The sequence below is a fragment of the Siccirubricoccus sp. G192 genome, from assembly GCF_019084075.1.
GTDB lineage: Bacteria > Pseudomonadota > Alphaproteobacteria > Acetobacterales > Acetobacteraceae > G192.
The window spans coordinates 3,245,609-3,264,675 of record NZ_JAHREN010000001.1; the positions used below are offsets into that span (position 1 = coordinate 3,245,609).

Sequence of the window (19,067 nt, forward strand, 5' to 3'; positions counted from 1 at the left end):
CCATGGTGCTTTCCGCCATGCCGGTGCCGGCGGTGGTGCTGGATACGGAGAACCGGTTCCGCTACGCCAATCCGGCCGCCGAGTTGTTCTTCCAGCTTTCCTTCGCCTCGCTGGCCGCCATGCGGCTCGGTGACCTGTTGCCGGAGGACAGCCGCCTCTTCAGCCTGCTGGCCCAGGTCCGGGCGCAGGACGCGCCGGTTTCCGATCATGACCTCACCCTGGAAAGCCCAAGGCTGCACCGGCGGGATGTCACGGCGCAGGGCGGGCCGCTGCCGGAGATGCCGGGCGGGGTGGTGCTGACGCTGCAGGACGGGTCCAAGGCGCAGATGCTGGACCGCCAGCTCAACTTCCTGGGTGCCGCGCGGGGCGCCTCCGCCATGGCGGAGATGCTGGCGCATGAGGTGAAGAACCCGCTTTCCGGCATCCGCGGGGCCGCCCAGTTGCTGGAGCAGAACGCCTCCGAGCCGGACCGGGAATTATGCGTGCTGATCCAGGACGAGGCCGATCGGATCCGCGACCTGGTGGACCGCATGGACATGTTCTCCGATCGGCCGGTGGAACTGGCGCCCGTGAATATCCACCAGGTGCTGGACCATGTGCGGCGGGTGGCGCAGACCGGCTTCGCCGTACATCTGCGGATCGCCGAGGACTACGATCCCTCGCTGCCCCTGGTCTGGGGCAACCGCGACCAATTGGTGCAGATCCTGCTGAACCTCGTGAAGAACGCCGCGGAAGCCGCCGATCCGGTGAATGGAGAGATCGTTCTGGCAACCGCCTTCCATCATGGGGTCCGCATCGCCGTCCCCGGCAGCCAGGAGCGGGTTCATCTGCCGCTCCAGATCAGCGTGCGCGACAATGGTCCCGGCATTCCTGAGCCGGTGCGGGAGACGCTGTTCGAGCCCTTCGTCACCACCAAGCGGGGCGGGCAGGGGCTCGGCCTCGCGCTGGTGGCGAAGCTGGTGGCCGACCAGGGCGGGTTGATCGAATGCGACAGCCGCCCGGGCCGCACCGTGTTTCGCCTGTCGATGGCGATGCCGCCGGCCGGCAGCCCTGAAACCCGCCCCGGGCACTGGCCATGAGCGACAGCCGCACGATCCTGGTCGCCGATGACGACCGCGCCATCCGCACCGTGCTGAGCCAGGCGCTCGGCCGCTCCGGCTACCAGGTTCGGGCCACCTCCTCCGCCTCCACCCTGTGGCGCTGGGTGGAGGACGGGGAGGGTGATCTGGTCATCACCGATGTGGTGATGCCCGATGAGAACGGCCTCGACCTGGTGCCCCGCATTCGCCGGGTGCGGCCGGATCTCCGCGTCGTGGTGATGAGCGCGCAGAGCACCTTCATGACGGCGCTGAAGGCGGCCCAGCGCGGCGCCTTCGAATACCTGCCCAAACCCTTCGACCTGAAGGAATTACTGGCGGTGGTGGAGCGGGCACTGGCCGTGCCGCAGCCGGCCGTGGCGGAAGACGCCGCCGAGGCGGAGGAGCGCCTGCCGCTGGTCGGCCGCAGCCAGGCGATGCAGGAGATCTACCGAACCGTCGCCCGCCTCACCACCACCGACCTGACCGTGATGATCACCGGCGAGTCGGGCACCGGCAAGGAGCTGGTGGCGCGCGCCCTGCATGACTATGGCCGTCGGCGGGGCGGGCCCTTCGTCGCCATCAACATGGCGGCGATCCCGCGCGAGCTGATCGAGAGCGAGCTCTTCGGCCATGAGCGCGGCGCCTTCACCGGCGCGCTCAACCGCGGCATCGGCCGGTTCGAGCAGGCGGCCGGCGGCACGTTGTTCTTGGACGAGATCGGCGACATGCCGCCGGAGGCGCAGACCCGGCTGCTGCGCGTGCTGCAGGAGGGCGAGTTCACTACGGTCGGCGGCCGCCAGCCGATCAAGGCCAATGTGCGGATCGTCGCCGCCACCCATCGCGATCTCCGCCAGTCGATCCGGCAAGGATTGTTCCGCGAGGACCTGTTCTATCGCCTGAACGTGGTGCCGATCCGCCTGCCGCCGCTGCGCGAGCGCCCCGAGGACATCCCCCTCCTGGCGCGCCACTTCCTCGACCGCGCCCGTGCCGCCGGGCTGCCGCACAAGCAATTGAGCCCGGAGGCGCTGGATCGGCTGAAGCAGCATGGCTGGCCGGGCAATGCGCGCGAACTCGAGAACCTGATGCGTCGCCTGGCCGCGCTCTATCCGCAGGAAATGATCGACACCGAGGCCGTAGGCGCCGAGTTGACGGAGGCCGAACCACCCGCTGAATCCGGCGCGCCCGGGCCGGAGACGCTGGAACAGGCGGTGGAACGCCACCTGAAAGCCTTTGTTGGTGCGCATAAGACCGGAATGCCGGTGCATGATCTCTATGACCGCGTGCTTGCCGAGGTGGAGCGGCCGCTGCTGCGCCTGGTGCTGGCGGCGACGCGGGGCAACCAGATCAAGGCGGCAGGCATGCTCGGGCTCAATCGCAACACGCTGCGGAAGAAGATCCGCGAGCTCGACCTGGCCGTGGTGCGCGGGCTCGGCTGATGCGGCTGCTGCCCGCCCGCATCCGGTCGGGGAGGCCGCCCACGCAGGAGGCGCGCGGAATGCCGCGCCGGGTGGCGGATCTCCTGCTCGGCCGCGGCATGACGCTGGGGCTGTCGGTCGGCGCGCTGCTGCTCGGCATCGCCACCTTCGCGGTGCTGTCGGATGGCAGCCCCTTCGGCCCGACCAAGCCTGGTGCGGTGGTCGGTCTCGTCCTGGTGAATCTGGCGGTGCTGGTGCTGCTCGGCGCCTCGCTGGCGGGGCGGCTGGTGCGGGTCTGGGCGGAGCGGCGGCGCGGCAGCGCGGGCTCGCGCCTGCATGTGCGGCTGGTGCTGCTGTTCGGCGTGGTGGCCGTGGTACCGGCCATGCTGGTGGCCGCCTTCGCGGCGCTGTTCTTCAACCTCGGCATCGAGACCTGGTTCAGCGATCGGGTGCGCACGGCGCTCGAGGCCAGCCTGCAGGCCAGCCGCGGCTACCTGGAGGAGCACCGCAACACGATCCGCGGCGATGCGCTGGCGATGGCGGCGGACCTGTCGCGCGCGCGGGTGCTGCTGCCGGATAACGGCCTCGCCTTTGCCCGCGTCCTGGCGACCCATACGGCGCTGCGGAACCTCACGGAGGCGGTGGTCTTCGACCCGGTGACACAGCAGGTGATCGCCCATGCCGGCTACACCACCAGCTTCACCCTGGAGCCGCCCTCGGAAGAAGCGATCTCGACGGCGCGGCTCGGCGAAGTCGCGGTGCTGCCGGCGGAGGACCGGGTGCGGGCCGTGGTGGCGCTGGATTTTGGCCCAGGGGCGGACCAGGGCTGGATGCTGCTGATCGGCCGGCCGCTCGACAGCACCGTGCTGCTGCACCAGCAATCGGTCGAGAAGGCGGTCGCCGAATATGTGGAGCTGGACCGCAATCGTTCGGGCCTGCAGATCACCTTCGTCATGATCTTCGCGATCGCGGCGCTGCTGGTGCTGATGGCCGCGGTGCTGATCGGGCTGGTCCTAGCCAACCAATTGGCGCGGCCGATCGGCCGGCTGATCGTGGCGGCGGAACGGGTGCGTGGCGGCGACCTCTCGACCCGGGTCGAGGAGGGTGCGGCGGATGACGAGGTTGCCAGCCTGGCCCGCGCCTTCAACCGCATGACCAACCAGTTGGCGGCGCAGCGGAGCGAATTGCTTCAGGCCTATCGGCAGATCGACGATCGCCGTCGCTTCACGGAAACGGTGCTGGCTGGCGTCTCGGCCGGTGTCGTGGGGCTGGAGACGGATGGGCGGATCAACCTGCCTAATCGGCGGGCGAGCGAATTGCTCGGCCTCGATCTCGATGCTGCCATCGGCCTGCCTCTGGCCGCGGTCATCCCGGGAATCCCAGCCGCTGCTGCGGGCCGTGCAGGCCGGCGGGGAGGGCACGCCAGAGCGGGACCGCACGGCCGAGATCCGCATCGGCCCGCCCTCCAACCGGCGCACCCTGCTGGCCAGTATCGGCGTGGGATTGCAGGGTGGCGCCGCGGATCGGGTGGTGGTGGGCTATGTGCTGACCTTCGACGATATCACCGAACTGCTCTCCGCCCAGCGCAAGGCCGCCTGGGCGGACGTGGCGCGGCGCATCGCGCATGAGATCAAGAACCCGTTGACCCCGATCCAGCTTTCCGCCGAGCGGCTGAAGCGCCGCTACCTGAAGGAGATCACCTCGGACCCCGAGACCTTCACCGCCTGCACCGACACCATCGTCCGCCAGGTGGGCGATATCGGCCGCATGGTGGATGAGTTCTCCGCCTTCGCCCGGATGCCGCAGCCGGTGATCCGCCCGGAGGATCTCGGCCAGGTGCTGCGGGAGGCACTGGTGCTCCAGCGCGATGCGCATCCCGAGATCGCCTATCGTGTCGAGCTTCCCGAGGCGGCGCCGGTGGTGCCCTGCGATCGCCGGTTGCTCGGCCAGGCCCTGACCAACCTGTTGCAGAATGCCGCCGATGCCATCGCCACTCGCCACCAGGGCGAGACCGTGGAGCCACCGGCCCGCGTCCCGGGCGAGACGCAGGGACACATCACCGTGCGCATCGAGCCCGGCGAGGAATGGGTGGCCATCGCGGTCGAGGATGACGGTATCGGCCTGCCGCAGGGGGATGAGCGGGATCGCCTGGCTGAGCCCTATGTCACCCACAAGGCCAAGGGCACCGGGCTCGGCCTTGCCATTGTGAAGAAGATCATGGAGGACCATGGCGGCAGGCTGGGACTTGAGGACCGGCCTGCGATGGAAGCGGCCGGAGGCGAGGGCGAGGGGAGCGGGGGTGCCCGTGCGGTCCTGACCCTGCCCTGGCGGCAGGCGCCGGAGCGGATCGCCGCCCCGGAACACGAACGTCAGGATGGCAGCATGAGGCGCGCGCATGGCGCATGAGATCCTGATTGTCGATGACGAGCCGGACATCCGGGCCCTGATCGAGGGCATCCTTGCGGATGAGGGCTACGAGACACGACAGGCGCATAACAGCGACACCGCGCTGGCGGCCTTCCGGGCGCGGCGCCCCTCAATGGTGGTGCTGGACATCTGGCTGCAGAATTCCCGGCTGGACGGGCTCGGCATCCTGGAGGCGATGAACCGGGAGGAGCCGCAGGTCCCCTGCGTGATGATCTCCGGCCATGGCACCATCGAGACCGCGGTGCAGGCGATCCAGCATGGCGCCTATGATTTCATCGAAAAGCCCTTCAAATCGGATCGGCTGCTGCTGGTGGTCTCCCGCGCCCTGGAAGCGGCGCGGCTCAGGCGCGAGAACAGCGAACTGCGGCTGCGGGCCGGGCCGGAGACGGAACTGGTCGGCACCTCCGGTGCCATCGCCCAGCTTCGCGCGGCCATCGAGAAGGTTGCACCCACCGGGTCGCGCGTGCTGGTGACCGGTCCGGCGGGTTCGGGCAAGGAGGTGGCGGCGCGCATGATCCATGCCCGCTCGCGCCGCGCCGACGGTCCCTTCGTGGCACTGAACTGCGCCACGCTGAACCCGGCCCGTTTCGAGGAGGAATTGTTCGGCATCGAGCCCGGCCCCGACCCGGTTGGCCAGCCGCGCCGCGCGGGTGTGCTGGAACGCGCCCATAACGGCACGCTCCTGCTGGACGAGGTGGCCGACATGCCGCTCGAAACCCAGGGCAAGATCGTGCGCGCCCTGCAGGAACAAGGCTTCGAGCGGGTCGGCGGCGCCACGCGGGTGAAGGTGGACGTGCGGGTCATCGCCACCACCAACCGCGATCTCCAGGCGGAGATCGCCGCCGGGCGGTTCCGCGAGGATCTCTACTACCGCCTGGCCGTGGTGCCGCTGAAGATTCCGGCACTGCGCGAGCGGCGGGAGGATGTGCCAGCCCTGGCGCGGCATTTCATGGCGCGGTCCGGCGAGACCTCGGGCATGCCTCCCCGCGAGATTGCCGAGGATGCGCTGGCGGCGCTGCAAGCCTATGACTGGCCTGGCAATGTGCGGCAGTTGCGGAACCTGATCGACTGGCTGCTCATCATGGCGCCGGGCGAGCCGCGGGACCCGATCCGCGCCGAGATGCTGCCGCCCGAGGTGGGCTCCGCCGCGCCGGCCATGCTGAAGCTGGACCGATCGAGCGAGATCATGACCCTGCCGCTGCGCGAGGCCAGGGAGCTGTTCGAGAAGCAGTATCTGGAGGCGCAACTATTGCGCTTCGGCGGCAATATCAGCCGCACCGCGAATTTCGTGGGCATGGAGCGCAGCGCCCTGCACCGCAAGCTGAAATTCCTTGGCGTCCATGCCGAGGACCGGGCTGCCGTGCCGCCCGCCAATGCCAACGCCAATCTCTGAGCGCCTGTCCTTGGGGGGGAACATGTCTCGTATCGCCTATGTGAATGGCCGCTATGTCGATCAGCGGTTGGCGGAAGTGAACATCGAGGACCGCGGCTACCAGTTCGGCGACGGCATCTACGAAGTGGTGCATGTCCATGCCGGCCGCTTCATCGACGAGGACCGGCATCTTGACAGGCTCGACCGCTCGCTGCGGGAGATCCAGCTTGAGCAGCCGATGTCGCGGGCGGCGCTGCGGCATGTGATGCAGGAACTGCTCCGGCGGAACCGGGTGACCGAGGGGCTGGTCTATATGCAGGTGACGCGCGGCGTGGCGCGGCGCGACCATGCCTTCCCGACGAAACCCGTGCCGCCGGCCCTGGTGCTGACGGTCAAACGCATCCCGCCCTACCCGGTGGATGTGGAGAAATGGGCTGCCGGCGCCATCAGCCATCCCGATCTCCGCTGGGCCCGGCGCGACATCAAGAGCGTGAACCTGCTGCCCAATGTGCTGGCCCGCCAGGCGGCAAAGGCGCAGGGCGCGATCGAGGCGATCCTGTTCGAGGAGGCAACCGGCATCGTCACCGAGGGCGCCGCCACCACCTTCTGGATCGTGGATGAGCAGGGAGTGCTGCGGACCCGCCACCTCGACCATGTCATCCTGCCCGGCTGCACCCGCAGCGCCCTGATCGCCGAATTGCAGCAGGCCGGCATCCCCTATGAGGAGCGCGCCTTCACGCTGGAGGAGGCGCGGCGGGCGAGGGAGGCCTTCATCACCTCCGCCACCTCCTTCGTGAAGCCGATCACCAGGCTGGATGGCAGGCCGGTGGGGGATGGCCAGGTCGGTCCGGTGGTGCGGCGGCTCTTCGACCTGTTTGCCCGGCACGTGAAGGGCGACCTCAGGAACGCCGCATGATGCCGGATCGATTGCCGCGCCCCAGTGCCATTCTGTGGGACTGGGACAATACGCTGGTCGATGGCTGGCTGGCGATCGCCGCCGGGCTAAACGCCGCCTTCGCCGCGCATGGCCTGCCGCAATGGACGCTGGAGGAGGTGAAGGGGAGGGTGCGCCACTCGCTCCGCGAAACCTTCCCGGAGATGTTCGGCGCGGATTGGGAAGCCGCCCGCGACATCTTCTATACGGAGGTCCGGGCGCGGCACCTCTCCGTCCTGGCCCCCATGCCGGGCGCGGAGGCGGCGCTGCGGGCGGCGGCCGCGCTCGCTCCGCAGGGTGTGGTCAGCAACAAGCAGGGGCCGCTGCTGCGTGCCGAAGCGACGCAGCTTGGCTGGGACCGATTCTTCCGCGCCCAGGTCGGCGCCGGCGATGCCAGGGCCGACAAGCCGGACCCGGCGCCGCTGCTGATGGCGCTGCAAGCCTGTGGCATCGCAGCGGGGGCGGCGGTCTGGTATATCGGCGATACGGCGCTGGATATGCAGGCGGCGCGTGCCGCGGGATGCACGGCGGTGCTGCTTGGGGATGCCGGCCATGACGGTGGTGTAGCGAATGCGGCCCCCGATGCAGCCTTCCTGGATGGCCATGCGCTGGCTGCGCATCTGGCTTCACTTGCCAAGCCCCCCCCTCACTGTCGGATTGTGAGGCTCCAGCGGGAAAACCCGCTTCGGTGCGCCGCCCCATCTTGCCCAAGGGCCGATGTTGCCCAGGGCAGGGGCGGCCGCCAAGAACAAGAAGGACCGCGCCGTGGCCGCCGAGAAGTCCCAGAACGTGCAGGACGTGTTCCTGAACCACGTTCGCAAGAGCAAGACTCCCGTCACGATATTTCTCGTGAATGGCGTCAAGCTGCAGGGGATCATCACCTGGTTCGATAATTTCTCCGTGCTGCTGCGCCGGGACGGGCATACCCAGCTTGTCTACAAGCACGCCATCAGCACGGTGATGCCGGGGGCGCCGATCCAGCTCTTTGACGCCACCGCGGCAGCGCGGGAGGGTGCGGCAGCCGTGACCCGTGAAGGCACCACCCTGACCATGAGCCGCGAGGCCAACCCTGTCACTGGCGACTGACCCCGAGCTGCCGCGGCCGGCGAATGACCGCGGCGACGGCACCGATCCGGGACCGATCCGGGCCGCGGTCATCCTTCCCTATGGAAGGCCGCACCGGCCCGCCGCCAGCCCGGCCGCCGAGGGCGCGCCGCGCGCAGCGGAGGCGCGGTTGGCGGAGGCAGTAGGCCTGGCCGCCAGCATCGGCGTGACCATCGTTCATTCCGCCGTCTATCCGCTGCGCGAGCGGCGGCCGAGCACCCTGCTCGGCGAGGGCCAGGTGGAGATGGTGAAGCAGGCCATCGCAGCCCAGCATGTCGCACTGACGGTCGTGGATGCGGCGCTGTCGCCGGTGCAGCAGCGCAACCTGGAACGGGCCTGGGACTGCAAGGTCATCGACCGCACCGGCCTGATCCTGGAGATCTTCGGTGAGCGCGCCCGCACGCGGGAAGGCTCGCTGCAGGTCGAACTGGCGCATCTGGAATACCAGCGCACCCGCCTGGTGCGGTCCTGGACCCATCTGGAGCGGCAGCGCGGCGGCTTCGGCTTTCTTGGCGGTCCCGGCGAAAGCCAGATCGAGATCGACCGCCGACTGATTGGCGAGCGTATCGTCAAGCTGAAGCGGGAACTGGAGCAGGTGCGCCGCACCCGCGGCCTGCACCGCCGGGCGCGGGAGCGGGTGCCCTATCCGGTGATCGCCCTGGTCGGCTATACCAATGCCGGAAAATCGACGCTGTTCAACGCCTTGACCGGTGCCGGCGTGCATGCCCAGGACCAGCTTTTCGCCACGCTGGACCCCACGATGCGGGCGATCCGCCTACCCTCCGGCCGTAATGCCATCCTGTCCGATACGGTGGGCTTCATTTCCGACCTGCCGACCCAGCTGGTGGAGGCCTTCCGCGCCACGCTGGAGGAGGTAGCCGCGGCCGACATCATCCTGCATGTCCGCGATGTGGCGCATCCGGACACCGCGGCGCAGCGTGCCGATGTGCAGCGGGTGCTGGCCGAGATGGCCAGCGGCCCCAATGCGGCCCTCGACGAAGGCTGGGAGAACCGGCTTGTGGAGGTGCTGAACAAGGCCGATCTCCTCGGTGGCATCGGCCAGGTGCCAGGTGCCGCCCCGGATGGTCCGCAGGCCGCCATCGCCGTCTCGGCATTGACCGGGGAGGGGCTGGACGGGCTGCGGGAAGCGCTGGACGCGCGGCTTTCGGCCGGGATGGAGACGCTGGATTATGTCCTTCCGGCCTCGGATGGCGCGCGGCTTGCCTGGCTCTACCGCCATGGTGAGGTGATCACGCGCGAGGATGATGAAGGCGTGGTCCGGGTGACAGTCCGCCTCTCGCCTTCCGACCGGGCGCGGTTCGAACAGCCCCAGACATAAGTCCGGTGCCCCGGCCGGGCGACATGGCCGGCCCAGAGCGGCTGAATCGCGCCACCAACAGCATCACCGATTCCCCGAGAAGATCACCCTCGCTTGAAGGCTGGGTAAAGCTGGCAATGTACTCTAAAAGTACTCATTCTGTTCAGCCGGCCGAGTTTTCGCCGAATCAACGTACGAAAAGCGGAGAATAATTCACAGGAGTGCGTGAAGATTTTTCAAGCCTTCCGGATGATTTTCCTAGAGTATGGCCGGCAGGGGTTGCGTTGAACATACTGTAAATTCCTTTGCAGAACTGTCGGGGGCGCTTGGCGGCCCAGCTTTTCACCTGCGCTCCGCGGCCTTCACCGCCTGCCATTCCGCCTCCATGGCATCCAGCCCGGCATCCGCAGGGGCGAGGCCCTTCGCAGCCAGGTGCCGTTCCACGCCCCGGAAGCGCCGTTCAAACTTGGCATTGGCGCCGTGCAGGCATTCCTCCGGGTCCAGGTCCAGCTTGCGGGCAAGATTCGCCAACACAAAAAGCAGATCCCCGACTTCATCCTTGAGGCGTGCCGGCTCAGCACCGGGCAACTCGGCCCGCAACTCGGCCGCCTCCTCCTCGAGCTTGTCCAGCACGGCCGCGGCATCCGACCAGTCGAAGCCGACCCTTGCGGCGCGGCGGGTCAGCTTGGCGGCGCGGGTGAGGGCAGGGAGCTTGGCCGGGATGCCGGCCAAGCTCCCGCTTTCCGCCCTGGCGGCCCGTTCCTCGGCTTTCTGCGCCTCCCAGGCCAAGGTCTGGCCGCCGACGTCGCGCGCCGCGGCCTCGCCGAAGACATGCGGGTGGCGGCGCAGCATCTTGGCGCTGATCGCCTCGGCAATCGCCGAAAAGGCGAAATATCCGGCTTCCTCCGCCATCCGTGCGTGGTAAACGACCTGGAATAACAGGTCGCCAAGTTCATCCAGCAGCGCCGGAACGTCGGGGCCGCGGCGAATGGCATCCGCAACCTCATAGGCTTCCTCAACCGTATAGGGAGCGATCGAGCTGAAATCCTGCACCTGGTCCCAGGGGCAGCCGCCAACCGGGTCGCGCAGCCGCGCCATGATGGAAAGGAGGCGCGCGAGAGCGGCTTCCGGGCTTGGGCTTCCGGTCATGAAGGTCTCCAATTTCGGTGGCCGATGCTCCAACAGAGGCGGGGCGCTTCGGCAAGCCCCAGCTTTATCCCCAGGCATAGCTGCCGCATAAGATATATTATGGAATATATGGCGCCTGTGGACAGCTTGTGGAAAGCTCAGCCGATGGAAGCTCGCCCGACCGGCACCTCCAGCACCATGCCGTCGAAGCCGGGTTCGATCCCGGGCGGCAATTCCCGCACCAAGGTCTGGTAGTCCATCTCGGTGCTCATATGCGTCAGCACCGTCCGGCGTGGCCGGAGCCGCGCCACCCATTCCAGGACCTGGTCCAGGTTGGCGTGGACCTTGTGCGGCCGCCGCTGGAAGCAGCCGACCACCCAGGTATCCAGCCCCTCCAGCACCGGCATGCTTTCTTCTGGCAGCATCACCACATCGGTCGAATAGGCGAAGTTCCCGATCCGTACCCCGAGCGTGTCCATCACCCCATGGTCCTGCCGGAACACTTCCAGTTCCATCCCGGCCGCCTCGAACCGGTCGCCATAGGCCACCTTCCGGGGCTCCAGCGCGGGCCGGTAAAAGAAAGGCGGCGTGGCGCCGATGAAGGCGTAGTCGAACCGGTCATCCAGCTTGCTGAGCGTGGTCTTGGTGCCATAGGCGTCCAGCACCCGGCCGGTGATGCGGTTCACCTGGCGAAGGTCGTCGATGCCGAGGATGTGGTCGGCATGGGCATGGGTGAACAGCACCGCATCCAGCCGTGCCGCCCCGGCCGCCAGAAGCTGGGCCCGCATATCCGGCCCGGCATCGATCAGCAGCCGCCCGCCCCCCAGCCCCTCCACCAGGGCCGAGGTGCGGCTCCGGCGGTTGCGCGACTCCGCCGGGTCGCATTCCCCCCATTCACCAGCCTCGCCCAGGCCGCCGATCAGCGGCACGCCGCCCGACCCGCCACAGCCCAGGATAGTGACGCGCAGCATGCCTCAGGCCGCCTTACGGAACAGGCGGAAGAAATTGGCCGTGGTGATCTCCTCGACCCGCGCCTGGGTGAGGCCACGGACCTCCGCCAGCACCTTGGCCGTATGCGCCACATAGGCCGGCTCGCAGCGCTTGCCGCGCAGCGGCGCGGGGGCAAGATAGGGGCTATCGGTTTCCAGAAGCAGCCGGCCCTCGGGCAGATCGCGGGCGATCTCCCGGATCTCGGCGGATTTCGGGAAGGTCAGGATGCCGGAGAAGGACACATAGCCGCCCATCGCCACCGCCTGCTCGGCCAGAGCCCGGCCGCTGCTGAAACAGTGCAGCAGGAAATCGAAATCGCCGCCCGTCGCCCGCTCCTCGGCGAGGATCGCAAGGATATCCTCATCCGCCTGGCGGGCATGGATCGCCAGCGGCAGGCCCGCGGCGCGGGCGGCGCGGATATGCCGACGGAACCCCTCCCGCTGCACTTCGCGGGGCGATTTGTCATAGAAATAGTCGAGGCCGCTCTCACCGATGCCGATGATGCGGGGGTGCTCCACCAGCGCAACCAGCTCCTCCACCGGGGGGCAGCGGCCCTTCCCCCGCATTGTGCGGATGGATGCCAATGGTCCCCCAGACATCCGGGAAGCGCTCGGCAATGGCCTTCACCGCCGCAGCCTGGGAGAGCCGCACGCCGATCGTCACCAGCCGGCCGACCCCGGCCGCGCGTGCCCGGGCCACAACCGCCTCGATCTCCGCCTCGACGAAATAGTCGAGGTGGCAATGGCTGTCGATCAACATGGTGCTATGCGGTCTCTTCGATCTTGCGGAACAGCGGCGCCGGCGGCGGCAGCGCGGTGCCTTCCGGCAGCGGGTTGGCGAGGGCGGCGAGGTCCCTCGCGCCCTCCGGCACGCCGAGCTGGTCCAGCAGCCGCGCCATCGTATCCGGCATGAAGGGCTGCAGGATGGTCGCATAGACCCGCAGCGCGCTGTGCAGGTGCCGCAGCACCGCGGCCATGCGCACCAGGTCGGTCTTCTTCAGCGCCCAGGGCTGCTGCTGGGTGATGTAGCCATTGGCCTCGCGGACCGAGGCGAAGATGCTCTCCAGCGCGGCATGGAACATCTGGGCATCCAGCGATGCCCCGACGGTCCCGATCAGCCCATCCAGCGAGCCGAACAGCGCAGCATCGCTCTCCGTCCGCGGCGCCTCTGGCGGCAGCCGCCCCTCGCAATTCTTCTGGATGAGAGTCAGGGTCCGCTGCGCCAGGTTGCCGAGCCCATCCGCCAGTTCCCCGTTCAGCCGAGCGATCAGCGCCTTGCGCTGGAAGTCGCCATCATTGCCGAAGGGCACCTCCCGCAGCAGGAAGTAGCGCACCGCATCCAGCCCGTATTCCTCGACCAGCGCCAGCGGATCGATGACATTGCCGAGGGATTTCGAGATCTTCTGCCCCTCGTTGGTCCACCAGCCATGCGCGAAGACCCGCCGCGGCGGGGCGATGCCGGCAGCCATCAGGAAGGCGGGCCAGTAGATGGCGTGGAAGCGCAGGATGTCCTTGCCGACGAAATGCACATCGGCCGGCCAGAATTTCCAGCGCTCCGCCTCGGTATCCGGGTAGCCGACAGCGGTGATGTAGTTGGTCAGCGCATCCAGCCAGACATACATGACATGCGCATCGTCGCCCGGCACCTTCACGCCCCAGCGGAAGCTGGTGCGGCTGACCGAAAGATCCTGCAAGCCGGATCTGACGAAGCTCAGCACCTCGTTCCGGCGGGAGGCCGGTGCGATGAAATCCGGGTTCCTCTGGTAGAATTCCAGCAGCCGGTCCTGCCAAGCCGAGAGGCGGAAGAAATAGGAGGGCTCCCTCACCCACTCCACCGGCGCGCCGGAGGGGGCGTATTTCACGCCATCCCGCTCCACCAGCTCGTCCGGGCCATAGAAGGCTTCGTCGCGCACCGCGTACCAACCCTCGTAATGGCCGAGATAGATCTCGCCCCGGGCCGCCAGCACCTCCCATAGGGCGGTGCAGGCGCGCTTATGGCGCTCCTCCGTGGTGCGGATGAAATCGTCGTTGGAGAAACCCATGCGCACGGCCAAGTCACGGAAATGCTGGCTGACCTGGTCGGTGAAGCTCTGCGGGTCCATGCCCGCATCCTGCGCCGCCTTCTCCACCTTCTGGCCATGCTCATCGGTGCCGGTGAGGAAGAACACCTCATGCCCGTCCAGCCGCTTCCAGCGCGCCAGCACATCGGTCGCGAGCGAGGTATAGGCATGGCCGATATGCGGCCGGTCGTTCACGTAATAGATCGGCGTGGTCAGGTAGGTCCGCGGCATGTCCGGCTTCTTCTTCAGCGTGACCCGAGCCAGGAGAGCCCTGTCAGAACGGCCTGCTTGCGGTCGAGGTTCAACCGCTCCGTCTCCTCCGCGAGGCGGCCGAGCTTGTCCCACAAGGTGGACCAATCGGCAAGCGAACGGGCGCCGATCCAGGCGGCGGCGCCCTCCCCTCGCCCCGCCTGGCGCAGCGCGGCCGCCAGTGCCCGGCGCAGCAGCGCCATGAACAAGGGCATGGCCGCCGCGTCCCGCCGCCCCGCCACCCGGTCCGCGAGCTCATGCGTCTTGCGCGGATCGAGGTGCGGCAGCCCGGCCAGCACCTCCTCCACCATGGCCTGCAAGGCAAGCCCCTCGCCCTCCGCCAGGGTCAGCGCCCGGCCAGGACAGCCATCGGCGATGCGGGCCAGGGCGCGTCGCTCGGCCTCCGGCATGTCGGGAAGCCAGCGCGCCAGCAGCCCCGCCATCGCGTCTTCCGGCAGCGGGAACAGGTCGAGCCGGCGGCAGCGGCTGCGGATGGTGGGCAGCAGCCGGTCCGGCTGGCTGGTCAGGATCAGCAGCACGGTGCGCGGCGGCGGCTCCTCCAGCGTCTTCAGCAGGATGTTCGGCACCACCTCGCGCTCGGCCCGGTCGAGGTCCTCGATCACCACCACCCGCCAGCCGCCTTCGGCTGCGGTATGGGCCATGAAGCGCACGGCGGCGCGGGCATCCTCGGCCCGCGGCACCTCCTTCTTGCCGCCATTCCCGGTGCTGGGCGCCAGGGTAAAGAGATCGGCATGCGCCCCGGAGGCAACGCGGCGGAACACCGGATCCTCCGGCGGCAGGAACAGCGGCGCCTGGCCCGGCGCCGGCGGCGGCATGCCGGCCAGCAGCCAGCGGGCGAAGCGCCAGCCGAGCGTGGACTTGCCCACCCCCGCCGGCCCGGCGATCAGCCAGGCATGATGCATCCGGCCGGATCGCGCCGCTTCCTCCAGCGCCCGCGCCGCTTCGTCATGGCCAACCAGCTCCGGGTTGGCACGGGGCTCGGGTGGCAGCATCAGCTTGGTGAGAGGCGGCTTCGCACCGTGGCGAGGATGGCCGCGGCCACGCCTTCCGGCGTGTCGGTGGCATCGAGCACGGTGCAGCGCGCCGGCTCGGCGGCGGCGATGGCGCGGAAGCCGTCCCGCACCCGGGCATGGAAGCCAAGCCCCATGCGTTCATAGCGATTGGTCTCGCCACGCGCCGCGGCACGGGCGAGCCCCTCCTCGGGCGCCAGGTCGAGCACCAGGGTGAGGTCCGGCCGCAAGCCGTCCAGCGCGATCTCCGCCAGCCCATCCCAGACCGCGCGCGGCACGCCCTGGCCGAAGCACTGGTAGGCCAGCGTCGAATCCGCGAAACGATCGCAGACCACCCAGATCCCGGCCGCCAGAGCCGGCGTGATGCTGCGCGCCACATGCTCCCGCCGGGCCGCGAAATGCAGCATGCATTCCGCCACCCCATCCCAGGGGCCGGCGCCCAGCAGCACATCGCGCACCGCCTCCGCCCCCGGCGCGCCGCCCGGCTCGCGGGTGCGGAGAACCGGCAGGCCCTGCGCCGCCAGGGCATCCGCCAAGCGGCGGGCCTGGGTGGATTTCCCCGCCCCCTCGCCGCCTTCCAGCGTGATGAACCGGCCGCGCATGGCGGGCCTCAGCTACCCGAGAACCAGCGGCCCATCACCGCCGGAATGCGGGGGATCAGGCCCAGCCGATCGACGTCCGCGCCGGCCAGCAGCGGCAGCGACATGTTCGGCACGCCCTGCCCGGATACATCCAGCCGGCCAAGCTCCTGCCCTTTCTGCACCGGTGCGGCCACCGGTGCCTCATAGCGGAGCCGGGCCTGCAGGTTGCGGCGCCATTGCCGCGGCAGGGTCACCACCACGTCGCGCCCACCGACCAGCGGCACGGTGCGGCGATCGCCGAGATGCACCGGCACCTCCTGCACCACATCATCGGCACGGAACAGCACCACGTTCTCGAATTCGCGGAAGCCCCATTCCAGCAGCCGCTCGCTCTCCTCGGCACGGGCGCGCATGGTGGGCAGGCCGTTGAAGACCAGGATCAGCCGCCGCTCGCCCCGCTTGGCGCTGGCGGTGAGGCCATAGCCGGCCTCCTCGGTATGCCCGGTCTTCAGCCCGTCGGCGCCCGAGACACGGGCGAGCGCCGGGTTCCGGTTGTCCTGGCTGATGTCGTTCCAGCGGAAGCTGCGTTCGTTGTAGTAGCGGTAGTATTCCGGGAAATCGGCGATGATCCGCTTCGCCAGCCGCGCCAGGTCGCGGCAGGTCATGCGGTGCTCGGGGTCGGGCCAGCCGGTGGCATTGCGGAAGTTGCTGTTGGTGAGCCCGATCTCCCGCGCCTTCTCGTTCATGGCCTCGGCGAACTGGCTCTCGCTGCCCGAGATCGCCTCGGCAAAGACGATGCAGGCATCGTTGCCAGACTGCACGATGACGCCGCGCATCAGCGCCTCGACCGGCACGGTGGAGCCGATCTGCACGAACATCTTGCTGCCGCCCATGCGCCAGGCGCGCTCGCTCACCGGCAATTCCTGGTCGAGCTTCAGCCGGCCCTGCTTCAGCATGTCGAAGACCATGTACATGGTCATCAGCTTCGACATCGAGGAGGGCGGCATCCGCTCCTCGGCATTCTTCTCCAGCAGCACGGCATCGGTGTCGAAATCGACAATCAGCGCCTGCCGCGCCACGGTATCCAGCGGGCCGAGCGGCGTGGTGGCCGGCGAGCCGGGCGGCGGCGCGGCCGGCCGGCCAGCGCGGGATTGCGAGCGGGGCTGTGCCAGGGCCGGCCGCGCCAAGGCGGCCGGCAGGGTTGCGGCGGCAAGCGTCGCCGCGGCGGGCAGCAGCAGGTTGCGGCGGGTGGCGCCCGGGTTTTTGGCGCGAGGCGGCATGGCGAGTGGGGCTCCTGCGGGCATTCCCGATCGGGAAGCGCTGTTGCGGGATACGCTGTTGGACGGTCCCGGCTCAAGCGCCGCGAATGGCCATTTCATTCGACGACCAATTTCACCTCGGGCAGGCCCGCGGCCAGGGCACCCTCGACGGCCTGATCGGCCGCGGCCAGGCTGGCGAAGGGGCCGGCCTTGACCCTGAATTGCGGCTGCCGGTCACTGCCGGTGGCCTCAACCCGTCCGCCGAAGGCGGCCAGCCGCGCTGCCTGACGCTGCGCCAGGTCGCGGCGGAAGAAGGTCCCGGCCTCGATCAGCAAGTGCCCCGGCGTGACCGGGTGCTGCGCCACCGTCTCCGGCAGACGCTCCGGCGGCGGTGCATGCTCAGGTATTTCCGCCTGCACCACCGGCGCGCGCATGGCCTGCCGCACCCGCTCCGCACTGCGCGCCCCGGGCGGCGGGGCGAGCGACTCGGCTTCGACCACACCCCGGGGGGCGGTGCTGATGGGCAAGGCGGCATTCTCCGTGCCTGGCAAGGCGCGGGCGAGCGCCCGGCTCGGCCCCTCCTCCACCGTGATCCGCACCTGCGCCGCGCCGCCCGCTGGCACCCCGAGCAATTCCGCCGCGCGGCGCGACAGGCCAAGGATGCGGCCGGGCCGCGCCGGACCGCGGTCATTCACCCGCAGCCGGATCTCCCTGCCATTCTCCAGGTTGCGGACCGTCAGGATCACCGGCAGTTGCAGGGTGCGGTGCGCGCCGCTCGGCAGGGCGGGGTCGTGGATTTCGCCATTCGCGGTACGCCGGCCTGGCCGGGCATCCGGCAGGACGCTGGCAATGCCGGTTTCGCTGAGCGCGAAATCCTCGCGCGGATAGGACCAGACGCCTCCCATCGCATAGGGCTTGCCGACGGTATAGCGGGCCTCGGGCTGCGGTGGCGGCGGCGTGCGGGCACAGGCGGCAAGTGCGGCGGCAATCAGGAGTGCCGGCAGCCTCACGCCACCTGGTCCGAGAGCAGCCCCACCGCCAGCCCGTAATTCACCGGCGGATTGTAGCGGCGGATCGCCCGGAGGTTATGCGCGCCGAGAAATACCTGGCCGCCGGAGCGGTTCGGCACCACCACCGTCATTTCAAGCTCCGAAGCCGGCAGCGGCCCGCCATTGAGGTTACGGAAGCCGAACCGGGCCCACTCCCGGGCAGGCCGCCGCGTTTCGGTATCGGCGCCATCAAGGATGAAGCCGGATGGCGGCAGCACCTCGAAGCCCCAGGGCTCGCCCTCCCGCCAACCATGCCGCGCCAGGTAATTGGCGATGGAGGCGAGCGCGTCGGCGCGGCTGTCCCAGATGTCGCGGCGGCCGTCGCCATCGAAATCCACCGCCAGCCGCTCGAAATTGGAGGGCATGAATTGCGGCTGCCCCATTGCCCCGGCCCAACTGCCGCGCATCCGCTCGGGCCTGACATGGCCGCCTTCCAGCACCCGCAGCGCCGCCAGCAGCTCGCTGCGGAAGTAGCTGGCGCGGCGGCCTTCCCAGGCCAGGGTCGCCAAGGCCTCCACCACGCCGAAGCCGCCGGTATTGGTGCCGTAATTCGTCTCCATGCCCCAGATCGCCACCACCACCCGCGGTGAGACACGGTAGCGGGTGCCGATCGCCTCCAGCAGGCTGCGGCTCTCGGCCACGGCGCGGCGGCCATTGTCGATGCGGGTCTGGGAGACGATGCGGTCGCGATACTGCTCCCAGCTCATCGCGCTTTCCGGCTGCCGGCGGTCAAGCTCCAGGACCCGGTCATTCGGCCTGAGGCCGGCGAAGGCGCGGTTCAGCGTGCCCGGTGAAACGCCGGCACGGCGGGCATCGGCGCGTACCCCGTCGAGGAAGGCGTCGAAGCTGCCGGCGGCGCTTGCCCGGCCGGGCATGCCAAGGGTGAGGCCGGCGGTGAAGCCGGCGGCAAGGCTGGCGGAGAGGCCGGGGAGTGCGGCGGCTCGGCCGAGGATCAGGCGCCTGGTCAGCATGGCGGAGAGGTGCCATGCCCGGCCGACAATCGCAACGTGATCCTGCATGTCGTGGCGCAACCGAGCCGGGAAATTCCAGCCCGGCCCATTCCATCCGGGCC

15 protein-coding genes and 2 pseudogenes are annotated in these 19,067 nt (G+C 69.2%); 8 read left to right on the forward strand and 9 right to left on the reverse strand.

Translation table 11 applies throughout. The annotated features are described in order from the left end of the window. The first annotated feature begins 2 nt into the window (after positions 1-2). The 8 genes and pseudogenes from KSF81_RS15560 (at position 3) to hflX (ending at position 9,670) form a co-directional block, all read left to right on the forward strand. The gene (locus KSF81_RS15560) at positions 3-1,079 is read left to right on the forward strand and encodes a nitrogen regulation protein NR(II) (RefSeq protein ID WP_217381719.1); all 1,077 of its coding nucleotides are present in this window, start codon (positions 3-5) and stop codon (positions 1,077-1,079) included. After that, the gene (gene ntrC / locus KSF81_RS15565; protein WP_217379767.1) at positions 1,076-2,515 is read left to right on the forward strand and encodes a nitrogen regulation protein NR(I); all 1,440 of its coding nucleotides are present in this window, start codon (positions 1,076-1,078) and stop codon (positions 2,513-2,515) included. Before KSF81_RS15560 ends, ntrC begins: the two co-directional genes overlap by 4 nt. 59 nt (positions 2,516-2,574) lie before the next feature. Beyond that, positions 2,575-4,900, forward strand: a pseudogene (locus KSF81_RS15570) (ATP-binding protein). After that, positions 4,890-6,314, forward strand: a complete 1,425-nt coding sequence (locus KSF81_RS15575) for a sigma-54 dependent transcriptional regulator (RefSeq protein ID WP_217379768.1) — start codon at positions 4,890-4,892, stop codon at positions 6,312-6,314. Before KSF81_RS15570 ends, KSF81_RS15575 begins: the two are co-directional and overlap by 11 nt. 22 nt (positions 6,315-6,336) lie before the next feature. Next, on the forward strand, positions 6,337-7,209 hold the full coding sequence (locus tag KSF81_RS15580) for a D-amino-acid transaminase (protein WP_217379769.1): 873 nt from the start codon (positions 6,337-6,339) through the stop codon (positions 7,207-7,209). Continuing rightward, positions 7,206-8,120: an HAD family hydrolase gene (locus KSF81_RS15585; protein ID WP_254453552.1), complete on the forward strand. Its 915-nt coding sequence runs from the start codon at positions 7,206-7,208 to the stop codon at positions 8,118-8,120. The genes KSF81_RS15580 and KSF81_RS15585 overlap by 4 nt, the downstream gene beginning before the upstream one ends. Further along, the gene (hfq, locus tag KSF81_RS15590; protein ID WP_309139725.1) at positions 8,026-8,313 is read left to right on the forward strand and encodes an RNA chaperone Hfq; all 288 of its coding nucleotides are present in this window, start codon (positions 8,026-8,028) and stop codon (positions 8,311-8,313) included. Before KSF81_RS15585 ends, hfq begins: the two co-directional genes overlap by 95 nt. Before the next feature lie 55 nt (positions 8,314-8,368). After that, positions 8,369-9,670: a GTPase HflX gene (hflX, locus tag KSF81_RS15595; protein ID WP_217381720.1), complete on the forward strand. Its 1,302-nt coding sequence runs from the start codon at positions 8,369-8,371 to the stop codon at positions 9,668-9,670. A 321-nt stretch (positions 9,671-9,991) separates the two neighbouring features. Here the strand turns inward: hflX and mazG are convergent, their stop codons facing one another. The 9 genes and pseudogenes from mazG to KSF81_RS15640 all read right to left on the reverse strand — a co-directional run bounded on the left by mazG (position 9,992) and on the right by KSF81_RS15640 (position 19,014). Continuing rightward, positions 9,992-10,798: a nucleoside triphosphate pyrophosphohydrolase gene (gene mazG / locus KSF81_RS15600; protein WP_217379771.1), complete on the reverse strand. Its 807-nt coding sequence runs from the start codon at positions 10,796-10,798 to the stop codon at positions 9,992-9,994. Between the two features lie 137 nt (positions 10,799-10,935). Next, complete coding sequence (locus KSF81_RS15605) at positions 10,936-11,745, reverse strand: MBL fold metallo-hydrolase (RefSeq protein ID WP_217381721.1); 810 nt, start codon at positions 11,743-11,745, stop codon at positions 10,936-10,938. A gap of 6 nt (positions 11,746-11,751) precedes the next feature. Then, positions 11,752-12,526: pseudogene (locus tag KSF81_RS15610) on the reverse strand (TatD family hydrolase). Between the two features lie 4 nt (positions 12,527-12,530). After that, a complete protein-coding gene (metG, locus tag KSF81_RS15615) occupies positions 12,531-14,057 on the reverse strand; it encodes a methionine--tRNA ligase (RefSeq protein ID WP_217379772.1) in 1,527 nt (508 codons plus the stop codon). 14 nt (positions 14,058-14,071) lie between these two features. Beyond that, the gene (locus KSF81_RS15620; RefSeq protein WP_217379773.1) at positions 14,072-15,088 is read right to left on the reverse strand and encodes a DNA polymerase III subunit delta'; all 1,017 of its coding nucleotides are present in this window, start codon (positions 15,086-15,088) and stop codon (positions 14,072-14,074) included. Next, the gene (gene tmk, locus KSF81_RS15625; RefSeq protein ID WP_217379774.1) at positions 15,088-15,708 is read right to left on the reverse strand and encodes a dTMP kinase; all 621 of its coding nucleotides are present in this window, start codon (positions 15,706-15,708) and stop codon (positions 15,088-15,090) included. Before tmk ends, KSF81_RS15620 begins: the two co-directional genes overlap by 1 nt. Before the next feature lie 8 nt (positions 15,709-15,716). After that, positions 15,717-16,967: a D-alanyl-D-alanine carboxypeptidase family protein gene (locus tag KSF81_RS15630; protein WP_217379775.1), complete on the reverse strand. Its 1,251-nt coding sequence runs from the start codon at positions 16,965-16,967 to the stop codon at positions 15,717-15,719. A 95-nt stretch (positions 16,968-17,062) separates the two neighbouring features. Then, complete coding sequence (locus KSF81_RS15635; protein WP_217379776.1) at positions 17,063-17,956, reverse strand: septal ring lytic transglycosylase RlpA family protein; 894 nt, start codon at positions 17,954-17,956, stop codon at positions 17,063-17,065. Then, positions 17,953-19,014, reverse strand: a complete 1,062-nt coding sequence (locus tag KSF81_RS15640) for a lytic transglycosylase domain-containing protein (protein WP_254453553.1) — start codon at positions 19,012-19,014, stop codon at positions 17,953-17,955. Before KSF81_RS15640 ends, KSF81_RS15635 begins: the two co-directional genes overlap by 4 nt. Positions 19,015-19,067 lie beyond the last annotated feature (53 nt).